At 69.8% G+C, this 21,020-nt stretch carries 12 protein-coding genes; 8 read left to right on the top strand and 4 right to left on the bottom strand.

Translation table 11 applies throughout. The features are described from left to right. Positions 1–31: 31 nt before the first annotated feature. From ACZ6IE_RS10370 to ACZ6IE_RS10350, 5 genes are read left to right on the top strand one after another with little or no spacing between them, the layout of a single operon-like run. Positions 32–1,594: a serine/threonine-protein kinase gene (locus ACZ6IE_RS10370; RefSeq protein WP_464607875.1), complete on the top strand. Its 1,563-nt coding sequence runs from the start codon at positions 32–34 to the stop codon at positions 1,592–1,594. Then, entirely contained in the window at positions 1,591–7,581 is a 5,991-nt protein-coding gene (locus ACZ6IE_RS10365) for an Ig-like domain-containing protein (protein ID WP_464607874.1), read from the top strand. The genes ACZ6IE_RS10370 and ACZ6IE_RS10365 overlap by 4 nt, the downstream gene beginning before the upstream one ends. 37 nt (positions 7,582–7,618) lie before the next feature. Next, positions 7,619–8,587, top strand: coding sequence for an AAA family ATPase (locus tag ACZ6IE_RS10360; RefSeq protein WP_464607873.1), 969 nt, complete (start codon positions 7,619–7,621; stop codon positions 8,585–8,587). Between the two features lie 7 nt (positions 8,588–8,594). Then, on the top strand, positions 8,595–10,076 hold the full coding sequence (locus ACZ6IE_RS10355; protein ID WP_464607872.1) for a DUF58 domain-containing protein: 1,482 nt from the start codon (positions 8,595–8,597) through the stop codon (positions 10,074–10,076). Further along, complete coding sequence (locus tag ACZ6IE_RS10350) at positions 10,073–12,640, top strand: transglutaminase-like domain-containing protein (RefSeq protein ID WP_464607871.1); 2,568 nt, start codon at positions 10,073–10,075, stop codon at positions 12,638–12,640. The genes ACZ6IE_RS10355 and ACZ6IE_RS10350 overlap by 4 nt, the downstream gene beginning before the upstream one ends. Before the next feature lie 122 nt (positions 12,641–12,762). Here ACZ6IE_RS10350 and ACZ6IE_RS10345 read toward each other — a convergent pair whose 3' ends face one another. From ACZ6IE_RS10345 to sdhC, 4 genes are read right to left on the bottom strand one after another with little or no spacing between them, the layout of a single operon-like run. Continuing rightward, positions 12,763–13,530: a succinate dehydrogenase iron-sulfur subunit gene (locus tag ACZ6IE_RS10345; protein WP_077055258.1), complete on the bottom strand. Its 768-nt coding sequence runs from the start codon at positions 13,528–13,530 to the stop codon at positions 12,763–12,765. Positions 13,531–13,532: 2 nt separating this feature from the next. Beyond that, positions 13,533–15,350, bottom strand: coding sequence for a succinate dehydrogenase flavoprotein subunit (gene sdhA, locus ACZ6IE_RS10340; protein ID WP_077055259.1), 1,818 nt, complete (start codon positions 15,348–15,350; stop codon positions 13,533–13,535). 60 nt (positions 15,351–15,410) lie between these two features. Next, positions 15,411–15,860, bottom strand: coding sequence for a succinate dehydrogenase hydrophobic membrane anchor subunit (locus tag ACZ6IE_RS10335; protein ID WP_077055260.1), 450 nt, complete (start codon positions 15,858–15,860; stop codon positions 15,411–15,413). Between the two features lie 13 nt (positions 15,861–15,873). Further along, positions 15,874–16,293, bottom strand: a complete 420-nt coding sequence (sdhC, locus tag ACZ6IE_RS10330) for a succinate dehydrogenase, cytochrome b556 subunit (RefSeq protein WP_464607870.1) — start codon at positions 16,291–16,293, stop codon at positions 15,874–15,876. Between the two features lie 171 nt (positions 16,294–16,464). Here sdhC and ACZ6IE_RS10325 point away from each other — a divergent pair, with 171 nt between their 5' ends. From ACZ6IE_RS10325 to ACZ6IE_RS10315, 3 genes are all read left to right on the top strand, one after another. Next, the gene (locus ACZ6IE_RS10325; RefSeq protein WP_464607869.1) at positions 16,465–17,580 is read left to right on the top strand and encodes a mannose-1-phosphate guanylyltransferase; all 1,116 of its coding nucleotides are present in this window, start codon (positions 16,465–16,467) and stop codon (positions 17,578–17,580) included. A gap of 345 nt (positions 17,581–17,925) precedes the next feature. Next, on the top strand, positions 17,926–19,647 hold the full coding sequence (locus tag ACZ6IE_RS10320; protein WP_464607868.1) for an ABC-F family ATP-binding cassette domain-containing protein: 1,722 nt from the start codon (positions 17,926–17,928) through the stop codon (positions 19,645–19,647). 218 nt (positions 19,648–19,865) lie between these two features. Beyond that, the gene (locus tag ACZ6IE_RS10315) at positions 19,866–20,954 is read left to right on the top strand and encodes a BMP family lipoprotein (RefSeq protein WP_079728475.1); all 1,089 of its coding nucleotides are present in this window, start codon (positions 19,866–19,868) and stop codon (positions 20,952–20,954) included. The last annotated feature ends 66 nt before the right edge of the window (positions 20,955–21,020 follow it).

Genomic DNA, 21,020 nt, shown 5'->3' with positions numbered 1-21,020 from the left:
CAGAGCCAGACCCGAACAAGGAAAGAGAACCGTGGGGAGACGACTGCCGTCACAGCCGCCGACGCTGCCCGGTTTCTCGTTCGTGCGCATTCTGGGGTCGGGTGGGTTCGCCGACGTGTTCCTCTATGAGCAGGACAGCCCGCGGCGGCAGGTCGCCGTCAAGGTGATGCTGGCCGAATACGTGAACAATCACGTGCGGCAGATGTTCGCGGCCGAGGCCGACCTGATGGCGCAGTTGAGTGCGCATCCGTCCATCCTCACCGTCTATCAATCGGGTGTTGCGGGCGACGGTCGGCCCTACCTCGTGATGGAACTGTGCTCGCAGACGCTCGGCACGGGATATCGCAACAACCGGCTCTCGGCCGCCGAAGCGCTGCGCGTGGGCATCAAGATCGGCGGCGCAGCCGAGAGCGCCCACCGCACCGGGGTGCTGCACCGCGACATCAAACCGTCCAACATCCTCATGACGGCATATGGCAATCCGGTGCTCAGTGACTTCGGCATAGCGGGCGCGGTCGACGAGATCGACGACGACGCGGTCGTGGGCATGAGCGTGCCATGGACCGCAGCCGAGGTGCTGCGCGCCGACACCAACGGCACCATCGCGAGCGAAGTCTTCTCCCTCGGCGCCACCGTCTATACGCTGCTCGCCGGGCGGTCGCCGTTCGAGATCGACGGCGGCGACAACTCGTCCGCGCAACTCATGTCGCGCATCAACCGCGGGGTCGTCACACCCATCGGCCGCGACGACGTGCCCGAGAATTTCGAGCGCGTGCTGCGCAAATCGCTGGCCCGCAAACCCGAGAACCGACACCGCTCGGCCATGGAGTTCATTCGCGAACTGCAGGCCGTCGAGGCGTCGATGGGATTGGCGCAGACACAACCCGATGTGAGTGTCGACGAGTGGGCGGATGTCGCGCCCGACGACCCCGACGACCGCACGCGTGTGAACCCCATCCGCGATGTGCAGCCCGTCGCGCGCCGACGCCGTGCACGCGGTGGGCAGTCGGTCGGTGAGCCGAGCGGGGTCGCCGGGGCACCGGTCGCACCCGCGACGGGAACGGTGGGCGCCGGTGCACGGGCCGCCGGCCGCGACGTCGCCGCATCGACGGGCACACGGGCGCGCGGCACCGCCGCCGATGCGCAGTCACGCTCGCGCCGCCGGGGAACGGCGACCGGGGGCCCCGGGGCTTCGTCCGTGCCCGCCGCAACGTGGCGATCGGGCCGCTGGTTCGTGGCCGCCATCGTCGCGTGCGCGGTTCTCGTGCTCGCCTTGGCCGCGACGGCCGTGTACGTCGTCGTGCGGGCGGGAAGCGCCGAGGCGGTGCCGGCGGTGCGGGATGTGTTCGCGACATCCGCCGACGGATCGTTGACATTCAGCTGGCCCGACCCGGGCATCGGAGCCGACGACCTCTATGAGATCGAGGTCGACGACAGCAGCTCGAGCACCCAGCGCAGCACCACCTTCGTCGTGGCGGGCGAACCGGGCGATACGGTCTGCATCACGGTGCGCGTCAACCGCGACGGCTCGCTCGGCGATCGCAGCCCCGAGAGTTGTGGCGTGGTTCCCGAGGCGGGCACGGGCGCCGGATGATCCGCGCATTCCTCGCTCGACGCGGCGCGGCCCTCGCCACCGTGCTGGCCGGCGTGCTCGTGGTCGCGCTCATCGCCGTGATCTCCCTCGTGAGCACGGGCTATCGTGCCGACAAGCTGAGCCTCGACGACGACTCGGTGTGGGTCACCAACCAGAGCCGGCAGGCGATCGGGCGCGCCAATGTGCGCGTGGGCGAACTCAACGCCGCGCTCGCCGTCGAACGCGCGGGCACCGGCGAAACGGGTGTCGACGTCGTGCAAGACGCGTCGACCGTCCTGCTCGTCGACCGTGCGGCCGGGAGCGTCGGCCGCGTCGATCTGGCCACGGCCACCGTCGACGAACCGATTCCGCTGCCGCCCGGTGCGTCAGAGGTGCATGTGGCCCGTGGCCGCATCGTCATCGCGCGCGGTGGCGACCTCTGGCTTCTTCCCACGGCCTCGCTCGAGGATTTCCGCTCCGACGACGAGCCGACGGTGTCGCTCGGCGCCGATGCGCTCACCGCGGTGGCGCCGACGGGAGACATCTTCGTCTACCGCGCCGAGACGGGCCGTTTGTCGCACCTCGGGCCGGGAAGCGACCGGGTCGACGACGCGACGACGATCGACACGGGCGCGACCGATGCCCCTGAGGACGGGGGAGTCGACGGTGGTGCGGATGGCGGCGCGGAGGGGACGCCAGCGGTGGCCGATTCCCCGGGGGCCCTGCAACTCACGGCCACGGGCGATCGGTATGCGCTGCTCGACCGCGATGCCGGGCTGCTGCACACGCCATCCGGCCAGATCGACCTGAGCCGGATCAACGGGTTAGATGCCGCAACGGCGGTCCTTCAGCAACCCTCGGCCGCCCGCGACGGCGTGCTCGTCGCAACCGCCGAATCGCTCATCGATGTGCCCCCCTCTGGCGCGGCGCGCGTGCTCGCGACGGGAGCCTTCGGACCGGCCGTTGCCCCCGCTATCGCTCCGAACCCCGCCGCGGGCACCGTCGGCGAATGCCTCGTGGGTGCCTGGCAGAGCGGGACCGTCGCAACCCTCTGCGGCCGGCCGTCGAGCGACGCCGACGCCCGCGTGTCGACCGTCAGCGGCATGGCTCCCGGCGCCGACCTCGCCTTCCGGGTGCTCGAAGACCGTGTCGTGCTGAACGACCGGGTGGGCGGTGGTTCGTGGGCGGTTCTCGACGGCAACCGGTCGATCGACAACTGGGACGACCTGCTGGCCGATACCGAGACCGAGGAACAGGTCGAGGAGAACACCGACGACACCCCTCCCGAGTTCGACGAGCAACAGAAGCCCCCGGTTGCGGTCGCCGACAGCCTCGGGGCGCGGCCCGGACGCTCGACGCTGCTGCCCGTGCTGCTGAACGACTACGACCCCAACGGCGATGTGCTCGTCATCGGCAGCGTCGGGGAGGTGCCGACGGACGCCGGGCGTGTCGACCTCGTGAACGACGGCCAAAGCATCAAGCTGACTCTGACACCCGAGGCCCGGGGCGACATCCGTTTCGCCTACTCCATCAGCGACGGCCGGGGCGGCACGGCGACGGCCGATGTGACCGTGACGGTTCGGGGGGATGACGAGAACGGCCCGCCCGCGCAGGTGCGGCCGACGCGCACGACCGTCGCGGCCGGCGGACGGGTGAGCACGCAGGTGCTCGGCGACTGGGTCGACCCCGACGGCGACCCGCTCTACCTGACGCGGGCGAGTGTCGACGCACCCGACCTGACGCAGTTCACGCCCGCGGGTGAGGTCGTCTACACCGACGGCGGCACGGGAGCGGAAGCCCGCGACATCCCGCTGCTGGTGTCGGACGGCCGGGCCGAGGGCGCTGGCGTGTTGACGGTGAGCATCAAACCGACGGGTCAGGTGCCCATCGTCGCCGACGGGTTCGCCGTCACCGCCTATGCGGGCGAGGATGTGCGCATCGCGCCGCTCGATCACGCGCGCGGAGGCTCGGCACCCCTGCGTCTCGTCAACGTTCCGAGCCGCGACGGATCGACCGTCGTGCCCGACTACGACCTCGGCACGTTCCGATTCACGAGCGGCGAGGCGCGCACCCACCTGCTCGAATACACCGTGACCGACGGCGTGCTCACCGAGACCGGCCAGGTGCGCATCGACGTGCTGCCGAATCCCACCGGCGCGGCACCCGTCACGGTTCCGCACACGGCTTTCGTGCGCGAACAATCGAGTCAGGACGTCGCCGTGCTCGAGCAGGACTTCGACCCGGCCGGTGGCGTGCTCGTCGTCACGGGCGTCGACGACGCGCCCGCCGAGAGCGGCATCCGCGTGGAGGTCGTCGAACAGCGGCTCGTGCGCATCACCCTGACGCGGCCGGCCTCGGCGCCGACGCCCATCGGCTACCACGTGTCGAACGGCACGGCCGAGAGCGCCGGCACGATCACGGTCATCCAGGTGCCGACGCCCGCCGTGCGACAGGCGCCCATCGCCAACCCCGACTCGGCGTCGGTGCGCGTCGGTGACGCCATCGACATCCCCGTGCTCGCCAACGACCGGCACCCCGACGGCGACGCCCTCACCCTCGACGCCACCCTCAGCCGACAGGTTCCGGGCAACGCGGGTCTGCTCTTCGCCTCTGGCACGGTTCTGCGCTACCTCGCTCCGCGCGAACCCGGAAACTACACGGCGACCTATCGCGTGCGCGGGCCCGACGGGCAGTGGGCCGACGCCGACGTCACCCTCACCGTGCGCGAGGCCGACGCGGCCGGCAACCGTCCGCCCGTGCCCAAGACCGTGACGAGCCGCGTGCTCGCGGGCGACACCGTCCGCGTGCCGATCCCGCTGCAGGGCATCGACCCCGACGGCGACTCGGTCAAGCTCGCGGGGCAGGCCAGCAACCCCGAAAAGGGCGCGGTGACGGCATCCGGAACCGATTGGTTCGAGTACGAAGCGGGCGCCTATTCGACGGGAACCGACGAATTCTCGTACACGGTCGTGGACACACTCGGCCAGACCGCGACGGGAACCGTGCGCATCGGCATCAGCCCGCCGCGGGACGGCGCCCGCAACCCCGTCGCGACCTCCGACGAGGTGACGACGCGGCCGGGCCGCACCATCACGGTGCGCCCGCTCGACAACGATTCCGACCCCGATGGCGACACCCTCACCATCACGGGCGTCACGCCGACGACTCCGGGGGCTGCGGCCGAGGTGCGCGGCAGCACCATCCGCGTCACGGTTCCCGACGGGCGCGGTCGCTACGGTTTCGTGTACGACATCGAGAACGGGCGCGGCGGCACGGCATCCACCTTCCTCACGGTCGTGGCCGACCCGGATGCTCCGGCCGCCAGGCCCCTCGCCCGCGACACCGTGCTCTCGCTCAGCGATATCCAAGACGCCGACGAGGTGACCGTCAACGCGCTGAAGAACGTGTTCTTCGCCGAGGGCGAGGTGTCCTCGCTCGACCTCACGATTCCCGGTGACTTCGCCCAGGCGGCGCGCGTCACCGGGGCGAAACGTGTCGTGGTCGCGGTCACGAACGAGAGCCAGATCATCCCCTTCGTCGTCGCCCACCCCGACGACGCCGACGTCACGGCCACGGCTTTCATCTGGGTGCCTGGCACGCAGGATGCCGTGCCGCAGCTCAAGGCCGGCGTGAAACCGATCAGCGTCACGAGCGGCGAGAGCGTCGACATCCGGCTCGCCGACTATGTGATCGCGCCAGACGGACGCGACGTGCGCCTCACCGACACCGCCACGGTGCGGGCCACCCACGCCGACGGCTCGGCCCTCACAGTGGATGATCGCACGCTGCGTTTCCGCAGCGCCGACGGGTACTTCGGGCCGGCATCGATCTCGTTCGAGGTCACCGATTCGGGCGGGGGCGGCGCAGGGGGTGCGGCGAAGGCGGCCACGCTCGTCCTGCCCATCGACGTCGTGCCCACCGAGAACCAGCCACCCGTCTTCACGGGGGGCCAGATCGACTTCGAACCCGGGCAGTCGAAGGACATCGACCTCACGAAACTCACGCGCTATCCCTACGCCGACGACCTGGACCAGCTCGCATTCAGCGTGCTCGACCCGCGCGCCACCGGTTTCGACGTCGCGCTGTCGGGCAGCACCCTGACGGTCACGGCCCGTGCCGACACGCCGAAGGGGTCGGCATCGAGCGCGCTCATCGGCGTGCGTGACAACGCGAACCCGGGTCAGAACGGGCGCCTCGACCTGCGCGTCGTCGCCTCGACGCGTCCGCTGGCTCAGCCCGCCACCGACCAGGTCATCGCGCCCCGCGGCCAGACCACCACGGTCAACGTGCTGCAGAACGACCAGGCCACCAACCCCTTCCCGGGTGAACCCCTCACGGTCGTCGCGGTGCGCGGCGCCGACGGGCAGAACGTGCCGGCGGGCGTCAGCATCACGCCGTCGGCCGACCGCTCGACGCTCTCCATCCAGGTCTCGGGCGATGCGGCCGCGCGCGACACCACGGTGCAGTACCAGGTCGCGGATGCCACGGGAGATCCGGCCAGGCACACGTGGGGCACCGTGCGCATCAGCGTTCAAGACGCGCCCGACCCGGTCAGCGCCGTGCGCGTCACCGGGTTCGACGACCGCGGCATCACCGTCACATGGGTTCCGGGCGCCGCCAACAACGCGAGCATCACCGGATTCCGGGTGGGCGTGCGTCCCGCGGGCGGCGGGGCCGCAACGACCACGGCCTGTGCTGCGACCACCTGCCGCGTGCCGACCCCCGGCAACGGCAGCGACAACGCCGTCACGCTCGAGGTGGTGGCCGAGAACAGCATCGGGGCGTCGACGCCGACCGGGCTGGCCGAACGCGTCTGGTCCGACGTCATTCCGGCCGCACCCGCCGGCATCTCCGCCGAACCCCTCGACGGTGGCCTCCGTATCGGCTGGGATGCCGTGAGCATGCCGTCCGGCGCAAGCCCCGTGCGCACCTATGTGGTCACGGTCGGCGGCCGCGAACGCAGCATCGCCGCCGCCGGAAGCTGTTCGGGCGGCCGGTGCACGACCGAGGTGCAGGGGCTGCCCAACGGCAGCCGTGTCGACCTCACCATCTCGGCGCGAAACGACGCCTATCCGGCCCTCTCGAAGTGGAACAGCGCCGCAAGCCAGGGCACACCCTTCGGCGCCCCGAGCGGCGGCGGCGTGCGCGCCGACGGCGACTCCGGCAGCGGCACCGTGACGGTGTCGTGGTCGGGCTTCGGGTCGAACGGCGACCCCATCGCCGGGTACTTCGTCGAGCGGCTCGCGAACGGACAGACCCCGACGGGTTCCGGCGCCTGCCGCGTGTCGAGTCCCGCGCCCGGCACCGTCACACCGCCCGTCGCCGGGGGATCGGTCGTCGAGGTCCGCTCAGAAGGGGCGGGCGCGTCATCCACCGTTTTCACCGGTCTCGACGAGGCGAACGCGACCTACTACTTCGCCGTCTGGGCCTACAACCGCGCGGGTTGCGCCGTCTCGAACGTGACCGAGGTGCGCATCCGGCCGACGCCTGGCGACGCCCCGCGCGCCGACGGGGTCATGGTCGAGACCGCGCGCTCCACCTACGACTACCGCGTCACCAACCTGCAGCCACGGGCCGACCGCTACCAGATCGCCACGGTCGACGCGGCCGGCAACCGGGGAGGATCCTGGGTGTCGTTCGCCGCCGGATCGTTCCCGCGCGAGGTGCTCCAACTGCCCACCGGTCAGCGCGTGCAATTCGCGCTGCGCGCGTGTAACGTCTACGCCGTCGTCGAGGTGTGCGGCGACCCCGCGGTCATGACCGCGCCCGAGACATCCCTCGCCTTCCGGCCCGTCGACCTGCGTTACGACGGCGCGGCCGGTGCCTACAGTTGGACCGCGCTGCCCGTGAACGGGCCGGACTACCCGGCCGCCAGCGCGTGCGTCGACCAAGCCAACCCCGAGAACACGGGCACCAGCACCGCAACGGGATGCACGTTCCCTGCGCCGCCCGTCGATCCTGCGCTGTTCATCACCATCGGCGGCAAGAGGGTCCAGGTGACCCCGTGACGCGCGCCCCGGCATCCCACCCCCGAAAGGATCCCTCGTGACCCTCACCCCCGAAGAGGCGCGCTGGTTCGCCGGCACCTTCGACTCCCTCGTCGCGAACGTGGAGCAGGTGCTGCTCGGCAAGAGCCACGTCGTGCGGCTGGCCTTCACCACCCTGATGAGCCGCGGCCACCTGCTGCTCGAAGACGTGCCCGGCACCGGTAAGACGTCGCTCGCGCGGGCCATCGCGGCATCCATCGACGGCACGCATTCGCGCGTGCAGTTCACGCCAGACCTGCTGCCCGGCGACATCACGGGTGTGAGCATCTATGACCAGCGCAGCGGCAGCTTCGAGTTCCACCGAGGCCCGATCTTCGCGAACATCGTGCTCGCCGACGAGATCAACCGCGCGAGCCCCAAGACCCAGTCGGCGCTGCTCGAGGTCATGGAGGAATTGACCGTGACGGTAGACGGGACAACGCACCCCGTGCATCCGCCGTTCATGGTGCTCGCCACCCAGAACCCCATCGAACAGGCCGGAACCTACCGCCTGCCAGAGGCCCAGCTCGACCGGTTCCTGCTGAAGACGTCGATCGGTTACCCCGACCACCAGTCGACGATGCAGATCCTCGAGGGGGCGGCGGCTCCCGCGACTATCTCGCCCGTCGTGCCGGCGTCGACCATCCGTGACATGTTGGCCATCGCGCGCACCACCTTCGTCGACCCGACGATCAACGACTACATCGTGCGCATCGTCGAGGCCACCAGGCAGGCCGAAGAGGTGCGGCTCGGCGCGAGCGTGCGCGGAGCCCTGGCGTTGCTCGCCGCGGTGCGCACGTGGGCCGTGTCGCAGGGTCGCACGTTCGTCACCCCCGACGACGTAAAGGCGCTCGCCGAACCCGTGCTCGCGCACCGGCTCGTACTCGACGCCGAGGCGGAATACGACGGGGTGACGCCGTCGAGTGTCATCTCGCAGGTGCTCATCGACGCGCCGCCGCCCGGAGACGGGGTTGGCCGTGCCGGCTGAAGAACGGATGACGGGGGAGGGGACCGAGCGGAACACGAGCGGCCGCGCGAGTGTGCCCGTCGTCGCACGCGCGAGCGCCGAGACGCGCTCGCGTTCCCACTCCCACTCCCACTCGCGCACGAACGCCCGCGCATCGACGCGGACCTCGGCGCGCGGCGCGACAGGTCTGCGCGACCTGACGTCCACGTCCCTGCGAGCCGATGCCGCAGACGACGCGGGGCGGGCCGCTAGTGCTCGCCTGAGTGTGGCCCGCACGCTCCGTCGCGCACGCCGCGCCCTCGCGCACGCCTGGTCGGCCGTCACGGCGGTCGTCACGCCCCTCGGCTGGGCCGTCGCCGCGCTCGCCGTCGCCGGGCTCGGCGCCGGTTACGCGCTCGGGTGGGCCGAGTTCGTGGTCATCGGCTGGGCCGCCGTCATCGCCGCCGCGGTCGCCGCGCTGTTCCTCATCGGCCGCATCCGCCACCGGGTCACGCTGCACCTCGCCGACGACCGGGTCGTCGTGGGGTCCACAGCCGTCGGCCAGCTCACGATCGAAAACCCCGGCCTCCGGCTGTTGCCGGCCATCACGGTCGACGTGCCCGTAGGCGAGGCGACCCTCGACGTGTCCGTCCCGCCACTGGCCCCCCGGCAGCAGATCGAAGAACTCTTCCGTGTGCCGGCGACCAGGCGGGGGGTGTTCCCCGTCGGGCCTGCACGTGCCACCCGTCGCGACCCGCTCGGGCTCGTGCGCCGCGAACACGCCTGGACCGACGCATCCGCCCTGTACGTGCATCCGCTCACCGTGTCCGTGCCGAGCCTCAGCACGGGTTTAGTCCGCGACCTCGAGGGCAGTCCGACGCGCGACCTCACGAGCGACGACGTGTCGTTCCACGCGCTGCGCGAATATGCACCGGGCGACGAGAGGCGCAGCATCCACTGGCGGTCGACGGCGAAGACCGGGCGTTTCATGGTGCGCCAGTACGAGGAGACCCGCCGCAGCCACCTCATGGTCGCGCTCTCGGGCCGAGCCGACGAATACGCGAGCGACGAGGAGTTCGAGCTGGCGGTGAGCGTTGCGGCGTCGCTCGGCGTGCGCGCCATCCGTGACACGCGCACCGTCTCGGTCGTGACGGGTGAGGTGACCCCCGAGTTCTCGCGTCGCACCGTGCGGTCGGTGCGGGCCTTCGCCTCGGTCACGCCCACGCGCCTGCTCGACGATCTGGCGGCGGTCGAGCTCGAGGACCGCGCACTCGACCTCGCCGCCACGGCCCGCGCGGCCGCCGACACGATCGGTGGCATCTCGCTCGCGTTCCTCGTGTGCGGCAGCGCCACCGAACCCGCCGCCATCCGCGAGGCGGCTCGCCAGCTTCCCCTGGGTGTGGATGTCGTCGCCATCGTGTGCGAATCGGAGGGCGTGCCCACGCAACGTGTGTCTGCCGGCCTCACGGTCGTGACGATCGGATACCTCGACGACCTCCGTCCGGCCCTCAACCGCGCGGTGGCCCGATGAGCCGCCCTGACGCGCAGAGGGGCGCGCCGGGTCAGGCTCCCGCCTCGGGCGGCACGCCGCGGCCGACCCCGCGATCAACCCTTCGGGCGCGCGCCGAACGTCCGGGCTGGGCCCGGCTTCTCGTCGGCGCGCTCGCACCGCTCCTCGCGACGGCCGTCGCGCTCGCCGCCTTCTGGCCCGTCTACCAGTCCGTCGAGTTCACGCGGATGGCCGCCCTGACCGTCGTCGTCGCCGGTATTCTCGCGGTGCTGGGCGCCCGTTTCCGCTGGTCGCCCCTCCTCGTCGCGGCGCTCACGGCTGCCGTCGTCCTCGTCGCGGGTGTGCCCCTCGCCATCCCCAGCGAAGCCACCGCGGGTGGATGGCTGCCCACCGGGCCGTCGCTCCTGCATCTGCTCGAGGCCACGGCGCTCTCCTGGCGGCAACTCGTCACCATCGTGACCCCCGTCGGCGCCTACCAAGCCCTCCTCGTGCCCGCGTTCCTCCTCGGCCTCGTCACGGCTGTCTTGTCGGCCTCGCTGGCGTTGCGTTCGCGGCATCCTCGTCTGGCCCTCCTGCCCCCGTTACTCCTCCTCGCGGCCGCGATCGCGCTGGGGCCGACCGATGTGACGCCCGCCTGGACGATCGGCGTCGGCGCCCTGCTCATGCTCGTGTCGGCCGTCTGGGCGGTTCTCCTGCCCGCCGGTCCGACCGCCTCCGGGATCCCCGGCTCACGCCGCGCACGGCAGCATGCCGACCAAGCCGCCGCAACACCTCTCATCGGCCACTCGGTGAGTCGCCGCCGCTCCCTCCGCCTCGCCATCACACGTGTCGCCGCCATCGCCGTCGTCCTCGCCGTCGCCCTCGCGGGCAGCACCGTCTTGGCCACAACTCTCGCCCCGGCCTCCGATCGGGATGTCATCAGGGCCCATGTCGAGCAGCCGTTCGTGCCGCGGGACTACCCGTCCCCGCTCGCCGGGTTCCGCTCCTATCTCGACCCTGCCACGCGCGACGAGACCCTGCTGACGGTCGAGGGGCTTCCGGCCGATGCGCGCCTGCGTCTCGCGACCGTCGACACCTACACGGGAGTGGTCTACGCGGTGGGTGACGCCTCGGCTGGCGCGGGCAACGCCTCTGACTCCGGCAACGCCTCCGATTCCGGCAACGACGCCGGCGGTGAGACCGTTTCATCGTCCTCGGCGGATGCCGCGGGCTCGGCATCCGCGTCCGGCTCTGGCGTTTTCACGCGCGTCCCCTACCGCCTCACGCCGACCGCCACCGGAACCCGCGTCGACCTCACGGTGCGCGTCGACGGGTTCAGCGACGTTTGGGTTCCCGACGCCGGCGCGCTCGAGCAACTCCGCTTCCACGGCCCCCGCGCCGACGCTCTGACCGACAGCTTCAGCTACAACTCCGCCACTGGAACGGCCGCGGTCTCAGCAGGCCTCCGACCGGGAGACTCCTACCGCCTCACCGCCATCCTCCCGCCCGCGACAGACGATGTGGATGTCGCGAGCCTCCGCCCCGGCACCGCGCCCCTGCCCGAACCGGCCGCCGTGCCCGATGCGCTCACCGAGTGGTTGACGCGCAACGCCGCCGCTCCCGCTGCGGGCGACGAGCCTGCCGCCAGCGCGGATCCCGGCGCTCCCGGCGCGTCCCTGCAACGCGCCCTCGACGCCCTCGCTTCCAACGGCTACGTCAGCCACGGCATCGACCCCGACACCCCGCGCAGCGTCTCCGGCCACGGTATCGCCCGCCTCGAGACACTCTTCACCGAACAGCCCATGGTCGGCGATCAGGAACAGTACGCGACGGCCGCCGCCCTGATCGCGCGCCAGCTGGGGTTCCCGGCGCGCGTCGTCCTGGGTTTCCGTCCCGACGGGCCCGCCGCGGGCGATACCACCAGTCCCGTCGCCATCACGGGCGCCGATATCGACGCCTGGGTCGAGATTCAGGACTCCTCGGGCCGCTGGGTCACGATCGACCCCACGCCGCCCGTCCGCGACATCCCCGAGCGCGCGCCCGACGAGCCGACGCCCATCTCGAAACCGCAGACGGTCGTCCCCCCGCCCGTGGTCGAAGACCCGGAGGACAGCACCCCAGCGGCCCCCGACAGCGAGGTCTCCGACCCGCCCGCCGAGCAGCCGTGGTGGCTCGGGGCGCTCCGCATCATGCTCACGGTGGCGGGCTGGACGCTCCTCGCCGCAGCGATCCTGGCGGCCCCGTTCCTGGCCGTCATCGCCGCGAAGGCCCGTCGCCGCCACACCCGGCGCCGGCGGGGGAGTGCCGACGCCCGCATCCGCGCCGGCTGGCTCGAAGCCCGCGATACGGCCGTCGACTACGGCATCGACATCCCGGCCTCGGCGACGCGTCGCGAAGCCGCCGCCCGCATCGGCAGCAAGACCGCGGTCACGCTGGCCTCGGTCGCCGATCGGGTGTCGTTCTCACCCGCCCGCCCCGACGCCGACGACGCCGACAAGGTCTGGCAGGGCGTCGACGAACTCCGCCGCCGCGTCGCCGAACGACACACGCGACGCGAACGCCTCCGCGCCCGCATCGCCCTCACGTCCCTCCGCCGCCCGCGCTAGCCCGCCCGCGCAGAATGCCTGCTCGCGCCGGCCCGCGCCAACCCGCCCGCCCCAACCCGCCCACGCAAAACGCCCGCCCGCACCTTTCGGCACGAACGGGCGTTCTCAGCGGGGCTGACGCGTCAGGCGCGACCGCGCATCACGGCCTGCTTCACTTCGGCGATGGCCTGCGTTACCTGGATGCCGCGGGGGCACGCGTCGGTGCAGTTGAAGGTGGTGCGGCAGCGCCACACGCCTTCCTTGTCGTTGAGGATGTCGAGGCGCACGTTCGAGGCGTCGTCGCGTGAGTCGAAGATGAACCGGTGCGCGTTGACGATCGCGGCGGGCCCGAAGTACTGACCGTCGGTCCAGAACACGGGGCAGCTCGACGTGCACGCGGCGCACAGGATGCACTTGGTGGTGTCGTCGAAGCGCGCACGGTCGGCGACCGACTGGATGCGCTCTTTGCCGGCTCCGGGCTTCGACGTGGCCTGCAGGAAGGGCTGGACTTCGCGGTAGGAGGCGAAGAACGGCTCCATGTCGACGACGAGGTCTTTCTCGAGGGGCAGACCCTTGATGGCCTCGACGTAGATCGGCTTCGAGATGTCGAGGTCTTTGATCAGGGTCTTGCAGGCGAGACGGTTGCGGCCGTTGATGCGCATGGCGTCGGAGCCGCAGATGCCGTGGGCGCACGAGCGACGGAACGTGAGCGAACCGTCCTGGTCCCATTTGATCTTGTGCAGCGCGTCGAGGATGCGGTCGGTGGCGAACATCTCGACGTCGTAGTCGACCCACTTGGGCTCTTCGTCGACCTCCGGGTTGAACCGGCGGATGATGAGCGTGACGGTGAAGGGTTTGAGGGCGTCGTCGGCGGGGGCGTCGGCGGGAGCGTCGAGTGTGGCGGTGGCCATGTCTAGTACTTCCTCTCCATCGGCTGGTAGCGCGTGATCGTGACGGGCTTCCAGTCGAGCGTGATGTGGTCTGCCGCGTCGGACGACAGGGGGTCGCCGGTCAGGTAGGCCATGGTGTGTTTCATGTAGTTCTCGTCGTCGCGCTTCGGGTAGTCGTCGCGCATGTGGCCGCCACGGCTTTCCTTGCGGTTGCGGGCCGAGTAGACGACGACCTCGGCGAGGTCGAGCAGGAAGCCGAGTTCGATGGCCTCGAGCAGGTCGGTGTTGAACCGGCGGCCCTTGTCCTGCACGGCGATGTTGCGGTAACGGTCGCGCAGGTTGTGGATCGTCTCCGTGACCTCGGCGAGCGACTCGTCGGTGCGGAACACCTGGGCGTTGCGGTCCATGTGCTCTTGCAGCTCTTTGCGGATGGTCGAGAGGCGCTCGGTTCCGTTCGAGTTGCGCGCGTTCTCGACGAGCTCCTGCACGAAGGCGGCCGGGTTCTCGGGCAGCGGCGTGAAGTCGACGTTCTGCACGTATTCGACGGCGTTGTTGCCGGCACGCTTGCCGAACACGTTGATGTCGAGCAGCGAGTTGGTGCCGAGACGGTTGGACCCGTGCACGGACACGCAGGCGCATTCGCCGGCGGCGTAGAGACCGGGCACGACGGTGTTGTTGTCGCTCAGCACCTCGGCGCGCACATTGGTGGGGATGCCGCCCATGGCGTAGTGCGCGGTGGGCATGACGGGCACGGGCTCGACGACCGGGTCGACGCCCAGGTAGGTGCGCGCGAACTCGGTGATGTCTGGCAGCTTGGTCTCGAGCACCTCGGCGCCGAGGTGCGTGCAGTCGAGGTAGACGTAGTCCTTGTGGGGGCCGGCGCCCCGACCCTCTGCCACCTCTTGCACCATGCAGCGGGCGACGATGTCGCGCGGGGCGAGGTCTTTGATGGTGGGGGCGTAGCGCTCCATGAAGCGCTCACCCGATGCGTTTCGAAGGATGGCTCCCTCACCGCGCGCACCCTCGGTGAGCAGGATGCCGAGGCCGGCCAATCCGGTCGGGTGGAACTGGAAGAACTCCATGTCCTCGAGCGGCAGGCCCTTGCGCCAGATGATTCCGACGCCGTCGCCCGTGAGGGTGTGCGCGTTGGAGGTGGTCTTGTAGATCTTGCCGAAACCGCCCGTGGCGAAGATGATCGCCTTGGCCTGGAAGACGTGGATGTCGCCCGTGGCGAGCTCGTAGGCGACGACGCCCGACGGCTTCTTGACGCCGTCGACCTCGGTCATGATGAGGTCGAGCGCGTAGTACTCGTTGAAGAAGTTGATGCCGAGGCGCACGCAGTTCTGGAACAGTGTCTGCAGGATCATGTGTCCCGTGCGGTCGGCGGCGTAGCAGGCGCGGCGCACGGGCGATTTGCCGTGGTCACGCGTGTGGCCACCGAAGCGGCGCTGGTCGATCTTGCCCTCGGGTGTGCGGTTGAACGGTAGACCCATGTTCTCGAGGTCGATGACGGCGTCGATGGCCTCTTTCGCGAGGATCTCGGCCGCGTCCTGGTCGACCAGGTAGTCGCCACCCTTGACGGTGTCGAACGTGTGCCACTCCCACGAGTCTTCTTCGACGTTGGCGAGGGCTGCTGCCATGCCGCCCTGTGCCGCACCGGTGTGCGACCGCGTCGGGTAGAGCTTCGAGATCACGGCCGTCTTGGCGCCCGGGCCCGCCTCGATGGCGGCGCGCATTCCGGCACCACCCGCTCCGACGATGACGATGTCGAATTGGTGGTAGTGGACTCCGTCGATGACGGTGGATTCAGCGGTCGTGTCGGCCGAGAATGATGAGGTCACAGGTACATCCGTAATTCTGGTGGGTGGTGAAGCGGGGCCGGAACGCGTCGTGCAGAAGGACTAGCTCGTGGGGCAGAAGGACGCGACCAGGTCGGCGGGGGCGCCGGCGGGGCACGGGTCGAACGTGAAGACCACGAGCGTGCCGAGCACGATGAGCACGACGGCCGAGACGAAGATGGCGCCCTTCAGGATCTTGCCGACCGTCTGGTTGCGCGAGTAGTCGTTCACGAGCGTGCGCATGCCGTTGGAGCCGTGGATGAGCGCGAGCCACAGCATCGCGACATCCCACCACTGCCAGAACGGGCTCGAGAGCTTGCCGCCCACGAACGCGAAGTCGATGGCGCTGACGCCGTCGCCCACCATGAGGTTGACGAATAGGTGGCCGAAGATGAGCACGACCAGCACCACACCGGAGGCGCGCATGTAGATCCAGCCCCACTTCTCCCAGTTGACACCCTTCTTGGGTGCCGGGCGGATGGGGGTGCGGGGGGCGTCGATTGTCGTCGTCATGATCTGACCCCTTCTAGTGCGAGAACACGTTGATCAGGTGCCGGGGCACGAAACCGATCATGGTGACGACCCAGAGGCCGATGACCACGTAGAACATGACCTTCTGGTACTTCGAGCCCTTGGACCAGAAGTCGATCAGGACGATGCGCAGGCCGTTGTAGGCGTGATACGCGATCGCGCCGACGAGGGCGACCTCACCGAGGCCCATGATGGGCGTCTGGTAGGTGCCGATGACGGCGTTGTAGGCCTCGGGGGAGACCCGGATGAGGGCCGTGTCGAGGATGTGGACCAGCAGGAAGAAGAAGATGGCGACACCCGTGATTCGGTGAAGCACCCACGACCACATGCCTTCGCGACCGCGGTACAGAGTACCTGCGGGTCGTTTGGGACCGGACTGAGTTATCGGTGGAGTCCCTGCCGTCTTCAGTGACACGAACGACCCTCCCTGACTTTTGCGGCTGACGGTGGCCGTCATGGCCTCCGTCGCGTCAAATCGGCGCGTAATGCAAGTCTATGTCGTTCACCTGGGGAGCGCCGGTTAGGTGTGCCTAAGAAGGGGGGTCGAATGCGGGGAATAGACACGCGCCGCCGCTATGGTGAGGGCATGACGACTGCCCTCGAACGCTTCTACAGTGTGATCCCCGCCGGTGGGATCGGTTCCCGCCTCTGGCCCCTGTCCCGTGCCGATGCGCCGAAGTTCCTGCACGACCTCACGGGGTCGGGTCAGTCGTTGTTGCGCGCCACGTGGGATCGCCTCGAGCCGCTCGCCGGCCCCGATCGCATCATGGTCGTCACGGGCCGGGCCCACCGCGCGGCCGTCGAGGGGCAGTTGCCAGACCTCCACGATCACAACATCGTCCTCGAGAGCGACCCGCGCGACTCCACGGCCGCCATCGCCCTGGCTGCAGCCATCCTCATGAAGCGCGAACCGGATGTCATCATCGGCTCCTTCGCCGCCGACCACGTCATCCGCGGCGACCGTCTCTTCCGCAGCACCGTCACGCAGGCCGTGCAGACGGCCGAGGCGGGTTACATCACGACCATCGGCATCCAGCCCACCGAACCGGCCATCGGCTTCGGCTATATCAAGACGGGCACGCAGCTCGACGTCCCGGGTGCCGAGCTCGCCACCAAGGTCGACTCGTTCGTCGAGAAGCCCGACCTGAAGACGGCCAAGCGCTACCTGCACTCGGGGGATTACCTCTGGAACGCGGGCATGTACATCTCGCGTGCCGACGTGTTGCTCGCCGAACTCGAGCGGCACGAGCCCGAGATGCACGCGCTCGTCATCGAGCTCGCAGAAGCGTGGGACGATCCGGCCACGCGCGGACCGGCCGTCGACCACATCTGGCCGCGCCTGAAGAAGATCGCCATCGACTACTCGGTGGCCGAGCCCGCCGCCGCCGCGGGTCGCCTCGCCGTCATCCCCGGGCACTTCGACTGGGACGACGTGGGCGATTTCGCCTCGCTCGCCAAGCTCAACTCCTCGGGCCGCAAGACCGACCTCGCCATCCTGGGTGAGAACGCCCGCGTGCTCTCGGATGCCTCGAGCGGAATCGTCGTCAGCCAGTCGAACCGCGTCATCAGCCTCATCGGCGTGACCGACATCGTCGTGGTCGACACCCCCGACGCGCTCCTCGTCACCACGAGTCAGAACGCGCAGCGCGTGAAGAGCGTGGTCGACGCGCTGAAGCTCTCGGGCCGCGACGACGTCCTCTAACCTTCCGTATCGGTTTCGGCCGGGGTCTGGCATCGCGCCGCCCCGGCCGTTATCGTTGGTGCCATGAAGTTGTAACGTCGGCACATCCGGCCCGTTCGCGGTTGCGCTCCCCGTCCCCGTTCCCGAGGTCGTCGGTCGAGCAGAGCACCCGGCGGGCATTTCACATCCGGATGCCGACGCACGTGCCCAGCCCCGGGCGCCGTGTCTTCTGCCGCCGCCCGTCGCTCGTTGGCGCGTCCCCGTGCCCGAAGCGTCGTTCGCGCCCGGCCGAAAACGGCGACGTCCGGCATCCGCACGTGACGACCCCTCGGGTTCGTCGGCTCCGCCCCACGAAAGGCGGTCCCCATGCGACCACAGAACGACACCCCTTCATCCTCCCCGCGAGCGAACGAGGACCGCCCTGCGGCCGTGCCAGAGACCGCGGCCGCGACCGCGACCGCGCCCCGAACGTCAGCGCTCGTCGACCACCTCAAGGTCAGTCACGTCGACCGCCGCTTCGGCGACCGCCGCGTGCTCGCCGACGTCTCGTTCGCCGTTGCAGCGGGCACCCGCACGGGCCTCGTCGGCGAGAACGGCTCGGGAAAATCGACCCTGCTCAGCATCATCGCGGGCGAGGCAGAAGCGGATGCGGGAGACATCCTGCGCCCCGTTCGCACCGGCTACCTGCCGCAAGAGGTCCGATACGAACGCGGCGAGAGCGTCGGGGCGCTGCTCGAACGCGCGCTCGCCGAGGTGCGCGGTCTCGAACGCGAACTCGAAGAAGCGGCGGCGGCGCTGGGCGAGGGCACCGAGGCATCCGCCCGCCGTTTCGATCGAGCGTTGGCGGCGGCCGAACGCGCGGATGTCTGGTCGGCCGATGCGCGTCTCGCCGAGGCCGTGCAAGCGCTCGGGGTCGACTCGATTCCGCGGCGACGTTCGCTCGACGATGTCTCGGGCGGCCAACGCTCGCGCCTGGCCCTGGCGGCTGTGCTCACCTCGCGGCCCACGGCCCTGCTGCTCGACGAGCCGACGAACCATCTCGACGACGAAGCCGCGGCGTTCCTCACGCGCGTGCTGCACGGATGGTCGGGGCCCGTGCTCTTCGCGAGTCACGATCGTGCCTTCCTCGACGAGGCGGCGACGGCCCTTGTCGATCTCGACCTGCGCGATTCGGCTGACGGGGTGACCCAGTTCGGGGGCGGTTTCTCGGAGTATCTCTCGGAGAAGCGGCTGGCCCGGGAGCGCTGGGAGCGCCGCTTCGCCGACGAGCAGGACGAGCTGAACCGGCTCCGCGGGGAGGCGCAGGAGACGGCCCGCGCGGTCTCGCACAACGCTCCGATCTCGGACAACAACAAGATGGCGTTCGGGATGCGGGGCGACCGTGTGGTGCAACAGATCAGTCGCCGCATCCGCAACGCCGCCGGCCGGCTCGAACGCCTCGAGGCTGAGCAGGTGCGCAAACCTCCGGCGCCGCTCACCTTCCACGGGATCCCGACGGGCACGACGGTGTCGGCGAACGAGGGCGCGCTGGTCGACCTGCGCGACGTCGAGGTGCCCGGGCGTCTCTCGCTCGAACGCCTGACCGTCGCGCCGCGCACGCGGCTGCTCATCACGGGTGCCAACGGCTCGGGCAAGTCCACCGCGCTCGCCGTCCTCGCCGGGCATCTGCCGCTCGCCGCCGACCGGGGCACACGACGCCAGCGCCCGGGCCTCCGCATCGGCTTGCTCGAACAAGACGTGCGCTTCCCCGACGCGGATGCCTCGCCACGAAGTCTCTACGAACGCACGCTGGGCGAGCAACGAGCCGAGCGCACGCCCCTCGTCTCGCTCGGCCTCGTGGCGCCGCGCGACCTCGACCGCCCCGTCGGCGTGCTGTCGGTGGGGCAGCAGCGACGCCTCGCGCTGGCGCTCATCATCGCGCGGCCGCCGCACCTGTTCCTGCTCGACGAACCCACCAACCACCTGTCGCTCGCGCTCGCGACGGAGCTCGAGGAGGCGCTCGATTCCTACCCGGGCGCCGTGGTGTTGGCGAGCCACGACCGGTGGCTGCGGCGGCGCTGGGAGGGGGAGGTGCTCTCGCTCGTCTGAACACCGCGGTGCGCAGGCGCGCGGGCGACTTTCGTCAGCTGCTCATGTGAGCAGACCCGTGCACCACCCAATTGTTTCGGCCTAATATCCGGTGAGGAACTGCTTTGTAACGCTTCTGCGGCAAAGCCCGACCCGGCATCGTGGCCTCCGTAACATTGGGTAACGTATGCCCATATGGCTCCGAGAAATCTTCCGGAGCAGCATTCATGGAGGAAACCTTGACAATCACATTCCGTAAGGCAGCAGCGAGCTCCCTCGCCGGTGTCGGACTCGTGGCACTTCTGGCCGGCTGCGGATCAGCACCGTCGTCGGACAACACCTCCGGTGGTGCCGCCGCTTCCGACTTCCTGCCGTGCATCGTCTCCGACGCCGGTGGCTTCGACGACAAGTCCTTCAACCAGTCCTCGTACGAGGGCCTGGTCGAGGCGGCCGACACCCTGGGCGTCGAGCCCAAGGACGTCCAGTCCGACAAGGAAGACGACTACGCTCCCAACATCACCAACCTCGTCGACCAGGGCTGCGGCCTGATCGTCACGGTCGGATTCGCCCTCGCCGACGCCACCAAGGCCGCCGCCGAAGAGAACACCGACGTCGACTTCGTCATGCTCGACGACAACTCGATCGACCTCGAGAACGTCAAGCCCGTCGTCTACGACACCGCCCAGGCCGCATTCCTCGCCGGCTACACGGCCGCCGCCTACTCCAAGACCGGCGTCGTCGGCACCTTCGGTGGCAGCCAGTTCCCGACCGTCACCATCTTTATGGACGGCTTCGCCGATGGCGTCGCCTACTTCAACGAGCAGAAGAGCAAGGACGTCAAGGTCGTCGGCTGGGACGTCAAGGGCCAGACCGGTTCCTTCACGGGCGGCTTCGAGGCCAACGACACGGCCAAGCAGCTCGCCAACGCGCTCATCGACCAGAACGCCGACGTGCTGCTGCCCGTCGGTGGCCCGATCTTCCTGTCGGCCATCGAGGCCGTCAAGGACTCGGGCAAGGACATCGCGATGATCGGTGTCGACGCCGACCTCTACGAGACGGCTGCCGCCGACAACGGCCTGTTCCTGACCTCCATCCTGAAGCAGATGAAGTCCGGTGTCACCGACATCGTCGAGGCCGCCGGTAAGGGCGACTTCGACGCCACGCCGTACGTGGGCACGCTCGAGAACGACGGCGTGGGAATCGCCCCGTTCCACGACTACGAGTCCAAGGTCCCCGCCGACCTGCAGGGCGAGCTCGACACGATCAAGGCCGGCATCATCGACGGCTCGATCACGGTCGAGTCGCCGTCGTCGCCGAGCACCAAGTAACACCCGCACACAGCACCAAGGCGAGGGGGGCCCAGCCGCAGGCTGGGCCCCCCGACCCGTTCTCTA

It is taken from the genome of Okibacterium sp. AC114 (assembly GCF_979253355.1).
The sequence above is the reverse complement of the archived record's forward strand: the minus strand, read 5'-3'. Positions and strand labels throughout refer to the sequence as shown.

Excerpts from the sequence above, each read along its gene's own strand:
- ACZ6IE_RS10365 (WP_464607874.1), top strand. The coding sequence starts at position 1,591 with ATGATCCGCGCATTCCTCGCTCGACGCGGCGCGGCCCTCGCCACCGTG.
- ACZ6IE_RS10355 (WP_464607872.1), top strand. The coding sequence starts at position 8,595 with ATGACGGGGGAGGGGACCGAGCGGAACACGAGCGGCCGCGCGAGTGTG.
- ACZ6IE_RS10350 (WP_464607871.1), top strand. The coding sequence starts at position 10,073 with ATGAGCCGCCCTGACGCGCAGAGGGGCGCGCCGGGTCAGGCTCCCGCC.
- ACZ6IE_RS10345 (WP_077055258.1), bottom strand. The coding sequence starts at position 13,530 with ATGGCCACCGCCACACTCGACGCTCCCGCCGACGCCCCCGCCGACGAC.
- ACZ6IE_RS10335 (WP_077055260.1), bottom strand. The coding sequence starts at position 15,860 with ATGACGACGACAATCGACGCCCCCCGCACCCCCATCCGCCCGGCACCC.
- ACZ6IE_RS10325 (WP_464607869.1), top strand. The coding sequence starts at position 16,465 with ATGACGACTGCCCTCGAACGCTTCTACAGTGTGATCCCCGCCGGTGGG.
- ACZ6IE_RS10320 (WP_464607868.1), top strand. The coding sequence starts at position 17,926 with ATGCGACCACAGAACGACACCCCTTCATCCTCCCCGCGAGCGAACGAG.